The organism is Sphingomonas sp. Leaf28, assembly GCF_001421685.1.
In the GTDB taxonomy this organism is placed as follows: Bacteria; Pseudomonadota; Alphaproteobacteria; order Sphingomonadales; family Sphingomonadaceae; genus Sphingomonas; species Sphingomonas aurantiaca.
The window spans coordinates 20,601-34,510 of record NZ_LMKX01000014.1 but is presented as its reverse complement, the minus strand read 5'-3'; the positions used below and the strand labels follow the sequence as shown (position 1 = coordinate 34,510).

Sequence of the window (13,910 nt, the reverse complement as noted above, 5' to 3'; positions counted from 1 at the left end):
GCCAATGCCGGCCCGCTGGCGTTGCGAGCGGTCGTCGCGGCATTCGCGACGTTCGCCTGTGCGCTTGCGATATCCTGCGCGGTATCCAGCTCGGCCGCGCGACGTAGCGCCTGCGCCTGATCAGTCTGCGCCCGCGCCTGCGCCACTGCCGCCTTGCCGTTGTTGAACAGTGGGAACGGGATCGACAGCCCGAACACCGCTGCCACGTCGTTCGTAGCCTCAAGCCGTCGTGCGCTGGCGCTGAGTGTCACGTCGGGAATGCGCTGCGACCTAGCAAGCCGCACCTGTGCCTCTGCCGTTGTCACGTCCGCGCGTGTCGCCGCCAATGCCAGCGTCCCGGCGGTCTCGATCGGCCGCGCTGGACCAAAGCCCTCGACACGGCCGAACCACACCAAGTCCAACGGTCCCGTGAGGGGTTGGCCGATCCGTCGGGCAAGATTGCTTCGGGCGACCTCGGCAAGCCGCTCTGCGCGCTCCACAGCCGTCTCCACGTTGATCCGCAATACATCGGCGCGCTGCTGTTCGAGCGGTGATGCTCGCCCCGCTTGAACGCGGACGCCGGCTGCGCGCGATGCTTCGCGGGCGATACCGGCCTGCTCGCGCGCGGTCACCAGTCGGCGTTCCGCTGCGGTCGCCTCGATGTAGAGCTGCGTGATGGCAAGCCGTAGATCAGCCTCGGCCAACGCCGTGCCTATCCTCGCTCGATTACCAATCGCATCTGCGACAGCGATCCGTGCCGATCGTTTGCCACCCAACTCGATCGGTAGTGCCAGACCTGCCGTTGTCTCGGCGCTTCGAAGACCGCGATATTGGCCGCTGCCGGCAATGTTCTCGGTCTCGGCGACGATCGACGGGTTCGGGCGGTAGCCGGCAACCGTGCGGCCTGCTTGTGCTGCCCGGACGCCAGCCGTGGCAGCCTCAAGGCTGGGGGCGCTGGCTCCGGCAAGCGAAAGCGCCTGCTCAAGGGTGAGCGGGGGACTGGTCGATGTTGGATCGGCTGACTGCGCCTGTGCGATCGACGCGCACGACGCCACGGCCAATAAGGCCGCAATAAAACGGTGCATGGGTAACGGACTCCTGACGAACCTTGGGCATCCGCACGGGCTTTCCCGGCGGAATTAGGCGTTGGTCAGGCTTGGGGAGGACGTAGGGCTGGGTCCGACGCTACCGGGGCCTTGGGCGCATTGCGCCACATCGATGCAGTCATACGAACGCTGCTGGCTGGTCCGGTTGAATCGGACGCGATCGGCACGCCGACATGATGGCCGTGGCAACCACCATGATGGTGAGGATAAGCCTTGTCGGCGTCTGCCGGCACTTGGTCGGCATCGCCGTCGCAATGATCGAGGGAGCTGACCGCTGTGGTATCAACGCACGTCACGCCTTCGGTCGCATGCGCGACTGATCCAAGCCCGAGCATAAGCACGAGCATGAAACTGAGGAACAGGGCGGAGAGGCGGTGCATCGGCCCGCGCCTTAGCAGCTTACCGACTGCCATGTAACGACTGCTGGTAAGTAGCGGGGGCGGGTGAGGGCTCGCTACGCATTTCGGCGCGTGCCTGCCGCATGATCTGAACACCGCCCGATATTCCCAACACAGCCATCAAGGTGGCGACGGCGAGATCAGGCCACGCGCTGTTGAGGCCGAACACTCCGCCTGCGGCCAGTACGACGGCGATGTTGCCAATCGCGTCGTTACGCGAGCAAATCCACACTGACCGCATGTTCGCATCACCGCTTCGAAAGCGGTACAGCATGACCGCGACTACAAGGTTCGCGATCAACGCGGCGATGCCGACCACGCCCATAATTTCGGCATGGGGCGTTGCGTCGTGGAGCGCCCCCCATCCCGCCGCGAACAAGACATAGACGCCTAGCAAAGCAAGCGTCGCCCCCTTCAACATCGCAGCGCGTGCGCGCCAGGCTATCGCCATTCCGGCAACGCCAAGGCTGATTGCGTAGTTCGCAGTATCCCCAAAAAAGTCGAGCGCGTCGGCTTGCAGCGCCTTCGATCCACCCGTGATGCCGGCAACGATCTCGATAACGAACATGCCGCCATTGATGGCGAGCGCAATCCATAGCGCGCGCCGCCACTTAGGGTCGTTGAGAGTGTCCGCCTTGTCGGACGCGCAGCTTGTGCAGGCCATATTCGCCACCTCGATAGAATCGATCTGACAGCCTATATGCACCCTCTAGTCGCTAGAGGGTCAAGCGCTGTGTCTGAGAAACTGACGATCGGAAAACTGGCTGGTGCGACCGGCACGAAAGTCGAGACGATCCGCTACTATGAGCAGATTGGCTTGCTGCCGGCTCCTGAGCGATCGGCGGGGAACTATCGGACCTATGAGGGCGCGCATCTACGCCGCCTGTCCTTCATCCGTCGCGCGCGTGATCTTGGCTTTTCAATCGATCAGGTGCGCGAGCTTATGGGGCTTGCCGATCGGCGCGATCAGTCCTGCATCGCCGTCGATGTCGTTGCCAACCAACACCGCGACGCGATTAGACGCAAAATTGCAGACCTCACCGCGCTTGCTGGTGAACTCGACGCGCTAATAGATTCCTGTAGCCGCAACACCGTCGCCGACTGCCGGATCATCGAAGCACTTGCCCCTTCCGCATAGCGCATCGCTGCTGTCCGGTGGAATGATCGGCTTGCACCGCTTGGGCACTTCAATCCGTGGAGCTGACGATCGCACTTCTTGCCGCCACGTCATCCCGACTGATCTCGATGGTACAGCGCACCGTCTTCTTAGTCCTCACAGCTATCTTGTAGCAGGCTTGCACAGCCTTGCGATTTGCGGTGATGATCCGATCGGCTGCCGCGATGTTGGCGAAAGCATCCGGCCCAGCAGCTCGCATGAGGCGCTGCCCGGCTTCCCATTTCGGTAGGTCAAGCGTGCGCGCTGCCATCCACTCGGGCACCTGCCACTTCCCCGGGAGCTCGCGCGCGATGATCCCCGGCACGATCGTCCATAGCAGCGCCCCGCCCAGGCACGCTCCCGCACCGACCTGCCACAAGGTACGGCGCTGCTCGTCCGCACGGCGGGCAGAACCGCCGATACCGTGCAAAGCGGTCGTCGCCTTGTCCATCTTCTCACCGGCGGTCGCGATCATGCGCCGATCCTCGTCGCGGGCATGGCCGCCAGCCGCGACGATCCGGTCGGCGACATAGCGCGGCGCGACATTGTCCTCGGCCGTTTTCGCCAGCACGCCGACATTTTGCATGGTCGCGTTGAGCGCCTTCGCCATTTTCCCCAGCGTCTCGCTGTAATCGGGTATCTCCGGCACCTCGGCGCGCTCCGCGGACAGCCGCTCGACGGCGCGGCGCAACAGCGCAAGCTCACCGCGGACACCTTCAAACGCCTCCGCTGCGGCGTCCGGTTCGTGATCGTCACTCATGCACTTCTTCCCCTTTACTGCATGAAACCACAAACCGGGGTCGGTACATAGAATGGACCCAGATATACGCTAAGCGCCGACAGGTCTGCTTGGGTGTCCGAAAACACCCGTTTGTCGCGCATCTGCGATGGCGACAGGGTTTTCCGTCATCCCTAGTACCTAGCGACGACTTTTGGGACAAAGCCGTCGTAGCAAGTCCAGCCACATCGCGACGATCTACGGGAAAGGCTGTCTGGCGCTCGGCGCCTTCGCGCGACGGCATAGTGATCGCTCCACCGCCGTCTAGAAAGGGATAAGCTATCGAAAGAGTCTGGGTGACATCGCCTAGCAAAACGATCGATTTCGCTATTGATTTCATCATGGTAGGCCGCTTGCATGACCGCATCCGATCGCGCCGAACAGAATCTGATCCTCCGCTGTCCGGAGCCGCTCAATGCGGAAACGCCTCCGGATAAACTGATCACGTCCTTCCTGACGCCGCAGGCGAATTTCTACATCCGCAGTCACGGACCTACGCCGGAGCTGGCCGACGATCATCGTATAGCGCTGGACGGCTTGGTCGACCGCCCGCGCTCCTACACGGTCGCCGAACTTCAAACGGCATTTGCGACCCGGACAGTGACCGCGACCATGCAGTGCGCCGGCAATCGTCGGGCACATCTTCAAGACGTGGAAAAGACTTCGGGCGATCCCTGGGACGTGGGCGCGATCGGCAATGCGGCTTGGACCGGCGTCGCACTGTGCGACGTACTCGCCGCGGCCGGCATCCAAGATGGCGCGTCGTTCGTCGGCACTACGGGGGCCGACGACGTGGATGTCGATGGTGAGACGGCGCCGTTCGGTGCCTCGATCTCGATCGCCAAGGCGCTAGAGCCGGACGTGCTCATCGCCTGGGGCATGAACGGCGAGGTGCTGGCCCCCGAACATGGCGCACCGCTGCGGCTCGTCGTGCCGGGCTATGCGGGCGTTCGTAGCGCCAAGTGGCTGACGCGCATCGAGGTGCGCGATCGCCCGTCCGATGCGCCGATCCAGGCCAAGGACTACAAGCTCTTTCCGGCGTCGGTAGCGAAGGAGGACGCGGATTGGGACCGGGGCCTGACGATCGAGGAGATGCCGCTCAACGCTGCGATCTGCGCCCCCGTGGACGGCGCGCATATCGGCGCCGGCGCATGCGAAATCGCGGGCTATGCGGTCGCCTTCGGCCGAGCGGTCTCGCGCGTCGAGGTCTCCGTCAATGACGGCACCGACTGGCTGCAGGCGGAACTGACCAGCCAACCGGATTCACCCTGGAGCTGGACGCAGTGGCACGTCACGGTCGATCTCTCGCCCGGGCTCCACGTCCTGGTCGTGCGCGCCGTCGACGGTGCCGGGCAGATGCAGCCCGAACGGCCCGAAGCGATCTGGAACTTCGCCGGCTATCTCTCGACGGCTTGGCATCGCATCACCGTCACCGCTGGCTGATGGACGCGCCGCACAACGCCGATCGGGCCCATGCGAAGCTCGCGGAGAGCGCGAGCTCGCTAAAGGACAGCGCAGTCCAGCAGGTGGACAGCGCTGATCGTCGCACGGAGCTTGCTGCAGACCGCACAATCCTCGCCGGCGAACGCACCTATGCCGCCTGGGTGCGTACCGGCCTGGCGGCGCTCGCTTCCGGGATCGGCGCGCGCGCGCTGCTCAAGGACGTCGTGTTCCCGTGGCTGGCGACGGCGACCGGGACGATGCTGATCCTGTTCAGCGCCTTTTGCTTCGTCGCCGCGGTGTGGCGAGAGATGGGTGCCGGCGCCCCGCCGCCACGACCGGACATAAAGCGCCTGCCCGCGGCGTTGCTCGTGGTGATGAACGGGTTTCTCATGCTCGTGTCGCTGGCCGCGCTCGTCGGCATCTGGACGGCACGCTCGTAGCGCAGCGACGCCAACCGCGCTGCGAGCCGATCAGCTCCAGCAGCGCATCGGCGGCTTTCGTGCGGTATAGCTCCTTGCGACGCAGCTCGAGAACGACGCGCGGGCCGAAACCGATTGGTCCCGCATGCAACGTAACCGGAGTCGGTACATATAACGGGCTCAGATAGACGCTAACGACCGGCCGGTCCGAGCATTTGCCCGACCAACATGCCCATTGACGGTTGGGGCAAACGTCTCATAGATCGACTTTGGCAATGGATTTCTGCCGGGCAATTTGGCCGAACCGCTCTGATAAGAGCTGATGATTCCTACTTGGCGCCTTCGGGCAGCAAGGAGGAATTGTGCGCGCTACCTTTCGCAATCTCGTCGGCACGCTGAACGTCGCGGCATTCATGCGCGATCGTCACGACCATGCGATCTCTGTCCTGCGCTGGGCGCTGATCTTGCTGCCCATGGCGGCACTCGTCGGGACGCTATGTGCGGCGTTCCTGTTGAGTCTTGATACCGTTACGCGACTGCGGTTCGCATCGCCCTGGCTGCTCTATCTGCTGCCGGTGGGCGGGTTCGTGGTCGGATTGCTCTACCATCTCACCGGGCGCTCGGTGGAGGGCGGCAACAACCTGATCGTCGAGCAGATCCACGAGCCGGGCGGCGGTGTGCCGCTGCGGATGGCGCCGCTCATCTTCTTCGGCACAGTGGTGACGCATCTTTTCGGTGGCTCGGCCGGACGTGAAGGCACCGCAGTCCAATTAGGCGGAAGCCTTGCCAGCGGTTTCGGCCGCGCGCTCCACCTCGATGCGGGCGGCACGCGCATCCTGTTGATGACGGGGATCGCAGCCGGGTTCGGCGCGGTCTTCGGCACGCCGATCGCAGGCGCGGTCTTCGCGCTCGAAGTGCTGGCGATCGGCCGCGTCGAATACTCCGCGCTAGTGCCTTGCCTCGTTGCAGCGCTAGTCGGCGATTGGACGTGCCTCGCCTGGGGTATCCATCACGGCGTCTACCCGATCGGCGCGTCGATACCGGTCGATGCGCTGCTCGTGACGAAGGCAGGTGTTGCGGGGATCATATTCGGACTGGTCGGTCTGGCCTTCGCCGAAGCCAACCACCTGGTCGGGGGATGGCTCAAGCGGATCGTTCCCTATGGTCCGCTACGTCCAGTGATCGGCGGGGTCTTCGTTATCTCACTCGTCTTCCTGTTCGGCACGCGCGACTATCTGGGCCTGGGTGTCCTGGCAGCGAGGCACGACAGCCTTACCATCGCCAGCTTCTTCGGACCGGACACGCATCCGTGGAGTTGGGCGATCAAGCTCCTGTTTACCGTCGTCACGCTCGGCGCAGGTTTCAAAGGCGGTGAAGTCACGCCGTTGTTCTTCATCGGCGCAGCGCTCGGTAACGCGCTGGCGCCTTTCTTGGGCGTGCCGACGGGCCTGTTCGCCGCGATCGGCTTTGTCGCGGTCTTTGCCGGGGCTGCCAATACCCCGCTCGCCTGCACCTTCATGGGGATTGAACTGTTTGGCGCCGGCTATGCGGTGCCGATCGCCGTCGCCTGTTTCGTGGCCTATCTCTGCTCGGGCCACAACGGCATCTACCTGTCGCAGCGCGTTGCGATACCCAAGGTGCCCGCGAACGGCCTCGCGCCCAATGCAACACTGCGCGAGACACGTACACGCCGCACAGCACTTCGCGCCCAGAACCGCGTGTCGTGAGTTGATGGCTTAGCCTGATCCCCCCGATACGTCGGGCGAAGCCTTCGGATCGGGGTCTTGCGCCTTGCCCTTCGCGGCGCCCGGCTGCTTTGCGCTCATGGCAGTCAGATAAGCGACGATCGCCGGTACGTCGGCCTGGGCCACAGGCGCCTTATAGACCTCGCGCATCTTGGTGACCTCCGCGGTCCACTGATCGGAGGAGAGTGGCGGCTGGTTCAGCGCCATGCTCGCCGAATGACACGAGGTGCAGTTCGCATTGATGACGTCGGCATGCGGGCCGGCGGGATATTGCCCTTCGTCGGTCGGGAGATCGACCGAGGTGGACGCCAGCGAGAAGCCGCGCGCCGAAACGCTTGGCGGCGGTGGTGCGGTCGGGGCGGCAGGCGGCGGGGCGATGCGGCTGTTCGGGGCACCGATCGCAAGAAGCAGAACGACGGTCGCGCCGACGAACCCGAACGACAGCGTGCCGATGGAAGGCGTTTTCATGGGGGAGCGCTCCTCAGCCGACGACGATGTTGGTGGTTTCAATGTTGCCGCGCATGAACCCGCCCGGGTTCCAGATCGGTGTCATCGGCTGCGCAACGCCGGCGGTGTTCCAGCAGCGCGACATCAGCCTGGTCGGGCCCGCATGGCTGAGCGGCACCTGCGCATCCCAGCGGCGGAAACTGTATTTGCCGTGATCGGGGCCGAGCGTTGTCTTGTACCAGCTCTTGCCGTTGTCGGTCGACACGTCGACCTTGGCGACGCCGCAGTCGCCTCCCATCGCAATGCCGCCCAGCGGGATCGACCGGTCGAACGCGATCGCCTGCCCTTCGTCGAGGCTCGTGACCCAACTGCGCGGGATCATCCTGTTGATCGGGACGGCCGGGAAATCCTTCTGGCCAGGCCGCACGTTCGCGCCTGGAGTGTCAGGGATTTTGTAAGCCTTGGCCATCCAGTAACCGTCGTCGGGTGCGGCGAGCACCTCGATGTCGTTCAGCATCTTGACCCAATAGGTCGAATACCAGCCGGGTACGATCAGCCGGACCGGGAAGCCGTTGAGGAGCGGCATCTGCTCGCCGTTCATTCCGAACGCCAGCATCACTTCGCCGTCGCGTGCGTGGTCGATCGACAGCGACTTGGCGAAATCCGGTGCGCCCGCAACCACCGGCTGGTCGAGCGCACCGAACCGTACCGCGACCGCGCCCGGCTTTACGCCGGCGATGTCGAGCACGTCGCGCAGGCGCACGCCTAGCCATTTGGCGTTGCCCATGGCCCCGTGGCGCCACTGCGCGCCCGCGACGGGCGGCTGGAACAGCGCACGCGAATTACCCGAGCATTGGTTGATTGCCGCCAGCTCGACGCGCGGCAGCTTCAGCAGTTGCGCGAGCGAGATCGACAGCGGCCGCGTGACCGCGCCGTGCACCTTGATCCGGAATGCCTCGACATCGATCGCGGTCGGAATGTCGGCCCAGTGCCAGCGGACGAAGAACTGGTCGTTCGGCGTAAAGACGTCGCCATTGAACACGCTCATCGGCGTTTCCAGCAGCGGCGGGTGGATCCGCTGGAGGATCATGCTGCCCTTGCCGGGGAACGCACTGGTCATCGGCCGTTCCGATGGGCCACCCGGCAGATGCAGGTCGACCATGCTCTGCGCCAGCGCGGGTGCGGCGATCAGCGCGCCGCTGCCGATCGCAGCCTCTGCGAGAAAGCGACGGCGGTTCGTCTCCTGCGCCAGTTTCATATCCAGGCTGTCCACCAACATTCTCCCGTTTCTGTCATGATCTGTATGCGCGACCTGTCCGCCGGTCTGCCCGGTACGGGTCGATCGGATGCGCCGGTTCGATCCGGCAGGACGATCAGTTCGGCCCTTTAATTGGCTTGGGCGATGCAGGGCGACACGAACAGGTTTCCGCGCCAGCCGCCTGCGACCGTCTTGGCGCCGACCAGCAGCCACATCGCGGCGAGTGCGATCGTGAGGACGGTGCCGACGATCCCGAAAAAGCCGAGCTGGAGCGTCGTGCTGAGCTTGAAGGTCGCGACCGTGTAGACGCCGAGCGGGAAGGTATAGCCCCACCACCCAAGGTTGAACGGAATGCCCGCGCGCCAGTAGCGGATCGTGATCAGCGTCGCGAGCGCCAGCCACCACAGGCCGAAGCCCCAGAGCAACAGCCCGGCGATCGTGCCGATTCCTTGCGCCACTGCGCCGATCTGGCCGAGGCCGTTGGCGGCGAGGATCGCGGGCGCGTCGCTACCGAGCACCAGCATCCCGAGCGCACCGGTGCCGATCGGACCGAGCGCGAGCCAGCTCGAGGCGGCCATGCTCTCGTGCGGCAGCTTGTGGAGAGCCATCCGCAGGATCAGGATCGCAAGAATGCCGAACGCGACCGGCACCGAATAGGCCCACAGGACATAGGAGGTCGCCAGCACAACGAACTGATGATGGGCGTCCGCCAGATGCGGTGCGAGCAGGCCTCCGCTCGCGCCTGCGACCTCGGCCGCGACCACTGGCAGGAGCCACACCGCGGTCATGCCGTCGAGCGAATGTTCGTGCCGGGTAAACATGAGGTAGGGGATCGCTACACCGCAGGCGAGCGACATCGCGACGTCGATCCACCACAATGTCTCGGCGATCGGGATCACGCCGGCGCCGAACCGCGGCAGGCCGAACGCCAGGAACCCGTTGATGATCGTCGCGAGGCCCATCGGGATCGTACCGATGAACATCGATACGGTGTTGTGCCCGAAGATCCGCCGCGCCTCGTGCCCGAACATGGTCCAGCGCGCGGTGTAGAGCCCGGCGAACAGCGTGAAGAGCGCGATGTTGAAATACCACAGTGCCTCGCCGACCGGGTGCAGCGATGCGCCGACCCCCGGAACCTGCGGCAAGGCCAGCGCGAGGATGCCGGTGCCCATCGTCGCGGCGAACCAGTTGGGGGTGAACTGCCGGATCATCTCGCGTGGAGAGTCGAGCCGGCTGAGCGGCTTCAGGCCATCGAGAACGGGTTTCAAATCGGCGGTCACTTGCCAGTCTCCTTGATGAGATCGGTCAGCGCATCGGCCGCCCGGGTACGATAGCGCTCTTTGTGCCTCAGCGCGTAGAACGGACGCCGCGGCAGACCGAGCGGCAGATCGTGCAACGTTCCGGCCGCGATTGCAGGTGCGACGACATGCTGCGACAGGACCGCGACGCCTGCGCCAGCCTCGACCGCGCTGCGGACCGCCTCGTTCGACGGCAGGGTCAGCGCGGTGGTGAGGTCCGACGGATCGACGCCGCGCTGGCGCAACACCTCCTCGAACGACGAGCGCGTGCCCGATCCCTGCTCGCGGATAATCCAGCGCGCGGCGCGGATCCAGTCCTCGTCGATCGTGTCGGCAGCGCGGTTGCTAACCAGCACCATGCGGTCGTTCGCGACCGTCCAATGCGCGAGCGCGGGCTCGTCGATCACACCTTCGACGAAGCCGAGCTCGACTGCGCCGTCGAGCACGCGCGCCGCGGCCCCTTCCGTGTTGTCGATCGCCAGTTCGATCGTGATCGCGGGGTAGCGCGCATGGAACGCCGCTAGCTGGCGGGGCAGCCAATAGCCCGCGATCGTCTGGCTTGCGACCAGCCGCAGTGTGCCGCGCTCCAGCCCGGCATATTCGGCCAGTGCAAGTTCCGCGCTCGCCGCACGGCCAAGGACGGCGCGCGCGTCGATCAGAAACATGCGGCCCGCTTCGGACAGTTCGATCCCGCGGCCGACCCGGTGGAACAGCGGCACGCCGTGCCGAGCTTCTAGCGCGGCGATGGCAGCGCTTGCGGCCGACTGCGTCACATTGAGCGCTTCGGCAGCGCGCGTCATGTGCTCGCGCTCTGCGACACCGACGAAAATCCTGAGTTGTTCGAGGGTCATGCCCGATCTCCTTGCCCCAATGATAGGGAAAGGAGATCAATCGAACCAACCAAAGATTACGGTCATTCCAATCAGATATACCGATTGGTCATTTCAGAATGTCGATAACCGCCTCACGTTCATCGACCAGTTCGGCAATCGTGCGATCGAGCATCGATCGCTGGAACGGATCGAAGGTAAGGCCTTCGATAAGCGCATACCCACCGCTCATGCAGTGCACCGGCACGCCGCACACCAGTCCTTGCGGGATACCGTAGGAGCCATCTGACACCACGCCCATCGACACCCAATTATCGCCTGCGCCGTGCACCCAGTCGCGCAGATGGTCGATCGCTGCATTTGCGGCCGACGCGGCCGAGGACGCACCCCGTGCTTCGATGATCGCGGTTCCGCGCTGCGCAACGGTGGGGATCAACGTTTCGCGGTACCAAGGCTCGTCTCCGATACGGTCGGCAAGCTTTTGGCCATCGAGTTCGGCATTCCCCCAGTCGGCAAACATCGTTGGCGAATGGTTTCCCCAGACGACGAGCTTCGTAATCGCATCGACACCGACACCCGCCTTGGCCGCAAGCTGTCCTTGCGCGCGGTTGTGATCGAGGCGGATCATCGACGTGATGTTTTCGGCAGGAAAACCCGGTGCGCTTTGCGCAAGGATCCAGGCATTTGTGTTGGCGGGATTGCCGACGACCAGGATCTTGGCGTCGCGTTTGGCCACTGCGTCCAGCGCTGCGCCCTGCGTCTTGAAGATCGCTGCGTTGGCAGCGAGCAAATCACGGCGCTCCATGCCCTTCGAGCGGGGACGAGACCCGACCAGCATGGCCGCATCGATGTCCTTGAAAGCCACCATCGGATCATCAGTAATGATCACATCTGCCAGCAGCGGGAACGCGCAATCCTCCAGTTCCATGACCACGCCGCGTACTGCGTCCATCGCCTGCGGCACGTCGAGCAGTTGAAGGATAACGGGCTGGTCCGGTCCGAACACGTCACCCTGCGCGACCCGGAAGAGCAGCGAATAGCAAATTTGTCCTGCGGCACCGCTGATCGCGATCCTGACGGGGGGCTTGGTCATTTTGGAAAGGGCTTTCGTTGGAAGATTACAGACGGTGTAAGACCGATCAACGCGCCGCCAGGGCAAGCGCCGCATCGCGCCCGGATGGCACCAGATTGGCGAGACCTTTTCCTGATCGCACGGCACCAGGAACGTAGATCAGGCTTTGCGCATCCGTACTGATCGGGATCGTCGACGCGGTGGTGTACGTCAGCGTGTCGATCCCAGCGACCTTGTTGGTTCCGGCCAGGCTGGCATAGATCCTCGTACCATCGCCCGACGGCCAAACCGCACTCGGAGCCGCTTGTAGCGGGACGGTTGCCACAGCCTCCAGGCTGTCGGTTCTATAGACCTTGATTGCAGGTTGATCGCCGCCAACGCTGACATAGGCAAAGGAATCGTCTGCGCGCTGGGCGAAGTTGACCGCGCCCGTTGCTGGACCAGTGTTTATCACTTCGCGTACCGCAAACGGCGGTTTGGCAGCAAAGACCGTGGTCGTGCCGCTCTCGCGGCGTGTTGCCCAGATCTGTTTGCCATCTGGCGAGACCGCGATTGCTCCCGCACCTGCACCGTTGCTGGCAACGTGTCCGACGACGCGCCGATGCTCGACGTCGACAACCAGGATGGACGGCCTTTCAGTAAGCGATACAAAGGCATAGCGTCCGTTTGGCGACAGGATGGTCGCGCCCGCTCCGCCACTTGCTGGTACGCGGGTGATCTCCCGCGCTGTCTTAGGATCCACGACCGCGATGGCATGTTCATCGCCGAGCGAAACCCAGAGTTCGTGCCCATTGGGCGTAAACGCGACGGCGGTAGGCGACGTCTGGAACACGGTCCGGCCTCGTTCCGTGTTCGTGGCCAGATCTACGAGCGTCACACTGTGCTGCGCTAATGCCGATACCGCCAGGGTCCGCCCGTCACGCGTTGCAGCCAGGTGCTGGACTTTGGGGCTGGAAAAGCTGGGCTCAGCTATCGCGCTTTTGGCGAGGTCGATCCGTCCCAGTTCGTTGCCCGCTGCAGGATCGATGACAACGATCTTCGTCGATGTAGGGTCAGACACATAGATCCGGTCATGATGGCTGAGGTCGATATCAGCCTTCGACCACGGTGCCTGAACCGCCTTGATATCGTAGGGAAAGTCGTCCGCCGCAGGTGCAGCCCAATAGGCCTGAGCGATCGCCGGGACTGGCGCTACGGAGGCCAACATCGCGGCAACCAGAACGATCGCAGCTTTCATCGTTTGATCCTTATCACGGACCCGGCGGGTGATCGTGCCGGTCCGATGCCGCTAGATCGACCGATATGTCCCTCGCGTCCAACGCATGGTCGCGATGATTTCAATACGAAAACGCGATTATAGATCGCCGACCGTTCCTGTTAAATGATTGGAATGACCGTGGTTATGCGTTGGACCGACCGCCCCGCCGCAATCATCTATCCTGTCACGCTCGGCATTCATCGAGACGCGCGGAGACTTCCTCATGGCAACACAGCCGATCTACGATCTCGCTACCGAGACACTCGTTGCTCCTAAGCCTGTGCGTCGACATCTCGCAATCGTGCCGGATGCAGGCAATTATGACGAGCTGGAAAGAACGGCTCCAGGCATCGCATCGCGCGGCGTCCATCCTGCCACGTTGGGCTTGCTCGTCGGCGTGTATGCAGCAATGTTGCTGACTTTCTGGACCTTCTTCGCACGTGATGCAGCTACGGCGCTCGTCCTGACGGTCGTGTCGGTCTTCATGATCCTGTATTTCGGTCTGATTGCTGGCGGCATCGTACTCAGCGATACTCCCGCCCCCGGCGAACCCCTCCGTTCGTTCTCGGAGTTCATCAAGGGCCCGGTCGATATCTTGACGGGCACGATCACAGGGCGCGAAGCGGCTATACAGATGCTCTTTCTCCCGGCCTGCATGGCCGTGCTAGCAACGATTATCGGCATCATCGCTCGCGTGTCGTAAACAGGAAAACTAGGGACAGG

At 63.8% G+C, this 13,910-nt stretch carries 14 protein-coding genes and 1 riboswitch; of the genes, 5 read left to right on the top strand and 9 right to left on the bottom strand.

Going from position 1 to position 13,910, the window contains the following annotated elements; genetic code table 11:
- Nucleotides 1-1,064: TolC family protein (locus tag ASE79_RS20630; protein WP_156359801.1), on the bottom strand; the 1,064-nt coding region annotated here is incomplete at its 3' end.
- 420 nt (nucleotides 1,065-1,484) lie between these two features.
- Entirely contained in the window at nucleotides 1,485-2,147 is a 663-nt protein-coding gene (locus ASE79_RS19990; protein WP_056421045.1) for a cation transporter, read from the bottom strand.
- Between the two features lie 36 nt (nucleotides 2,148-2,183).
- Between ASE79_RS19990 and ASE79_RS20625 the strand changes: the two genes are divergently transcribed.
- Nucleotides 2,184-2,621: a MerR family transcriptional regulator gene (locus ASE79_RS20625; RefSeq protein WP_056677700.1), complete on the top strand. Its 438-nt coding sequence runs from the start codon at nucleotides 2,184-2,186 to the stop codon at nucleotides 2,619-2,621.
- Between the two features lie 49 nt (nucleotides 2,622-2,670).
- On the opposite strand, the gene ASE79_RS19985 is transcribed toward ASE79_RS20625, so the two are convergent.
- Nucleotides 2,671-3,399: a DUF6118 family protein gene (locus tag ASE79_RS19985; protein WP_192143182.1), complete on the bottom strand. Its 729-nt coding sequence runs from the start codon at nucleotides 3,397-3,399 to the stop codon at nucleotides 2,671-2,673.
- Nucleotides 3,400-3,774: 375 nt separating this feature from the next.
- Between ASE79_RS19985 and ASE79_RS19980 the strand changes: the two genes are divergently transcribed.
- The 3 genes from ASE79_RS19980 to ASE79_RS19970 all read left to right on the top strand — a co-directional run bounded on the left by ASE79_RS19980 (nucleotide 3,775) and on the right by ASE79_RS19970 (nucleotide 7,006).
- Nucleotides 3,775-4,860: a sulfite oxidase gene (locus tag ASE79_RS19980; protein WP_043150693.1), complete on the top strand. Its 1,086-nt coding sequence runs from the start codon at nucleotides 3,775-3,777 to the stop codon at nucleotides 4,858-4,860.
- On the top strand, nucleotides 4,860-5,300 hold the full coding sequence (locus ASE79_RS19975) for a YidH family protein (protein WP_056019523.1): 441 nt from the start codon (nucleotides 4,860-4,862) through the stop codon (nucleotides 5,298-5,300). The genes ASE79_RS19980 and ASE79_RS19975 overlap by 1 nt, the downstream gene beginning before the upstream one ends.
- Before the next feature lie 241 nt (nucleotides 5,301-5,541).
- Nucleotides 5,542-5,618: riboswitch (Fluoride riboswitch) on the top strand.
- 23 nt (nucleotides 5,619-5,641) lie between these two features.
- Nucleotides 5,642-7,006, top strand: coding sequence for a voltage-gated chloride channel family protein (locus ASE79_RS19970; protein ID WP_056421043.1), 1,365 nt, complete (start codon nucleotides 5,642-5,644; stop codon nucleotides 7,004-7,006).
- 9 nt (nucleotides 7,007-7,015) lie between these two features.
- On the opposite strand, the gene ASE79_RS19965 is transcribed toward ASE79_RS19970, so the two are convergent.
- The 6 genes from ASE79_RS19965 to ASE79_RS19940 form a co-directional block, all read right to left on the bottom strand.
- Nucleotides 7,016-7,492: a hypothetical protein gene (locus ASE79_RS19965; RefSeq protein ID WP_056421040.1), complete on the bottom strand. Its 477-nt coding sequence runs from the start codon at nucleotides 7,490-7,492 to the stop codon at nucleotides 7,016-7,018.
- A 13-nt stretch (nucleotides 7,493-7,505) separates the two neighbouring features.
- Nucleotides 7,506-8,750 (bottom strand): molybdopterin-dependent oxidoreductase, encoded by a 1,245-nt coding sequence (locus tag ASE79_RS19960; RefSeq protein ID WP_200910428.1) that lies wholly within the window; start codon nucleotides 8,748-8,750, stop codon nucleotides 7,506-7,508.
- 107 nt (nucleotides 8,751-8,857) lie between these two features.
- Nucleotides 8,858-10,009, bottom strand: coding sequence for a TDT family transporter (locus ASE79_RS19955; RefSeq protein ID WP_055843147.1), 1,152 nt, complete (start codon nucleotides 10,007-10,009; stop codon nucleotides 8,858-8,860).
- On the bottom strand, nucleotides 10,006-10,878 hold the full coding sequence (locus tag ASE79_RS19950; RefSeq protein WP_055843145.1) for a LysR family transcriptional regulator: 873 nt from the start codon (nucleotides 10,876-10,878) through the stop codon (nucleotides 10,006-10,008). The genes ASE79_RS19955 and ASE79_RS19950 overlap by 4 nt, the downstream gene beginning before the upstream one ends.
- An 88-nt stretch (nucleotides 10,879-10,966) precedes the next feature.
- On the bottom strand, nucleotides 10,967-11,950 hold the full coding sequence (locus ASE79_RS19945) for a malate dehydrogenase (protein ID WP_056421038.1): 984 nt from the start codon (nucleotides 11,948-11,950) through the stop codon (nucleotides 10,967-10,969).
- Nucleotides 11,951-11,996: 46 nt separating this feature from the next.
- Nucleotides 11,997-13,166, bottom strand: coding sequence for a YncE family protein (locus ASE79_RS19940; RefSeq protein WP_056421035.1), 1,170 nt, complete (start codon nucleotides 13,164-13,166; stop codon nucleotides 11,997-11,999).
- A gap of 244 nt (nucleotides 13,167-13,410) precedes the next feature.
- Between ASE79_RS19940 and ASE79_RS19935 the strand changes: the two genes are divergently transcribed.
- The gene (locus ASE79_RS19935; RefSeq protein ID WP_043150680.1) at nucleotides 13,411-13,890 is read left to right on the top strand and encodes a hypothetical protein; all 480 of its coding nucleotides are present in this window, start codon (nucleotides 13,411-13,413) and stop codon (nucleotides 13,888-13,890) included.
- Nucleotides 13,891-13,910 lie beyond the last annotated feature (20 nt).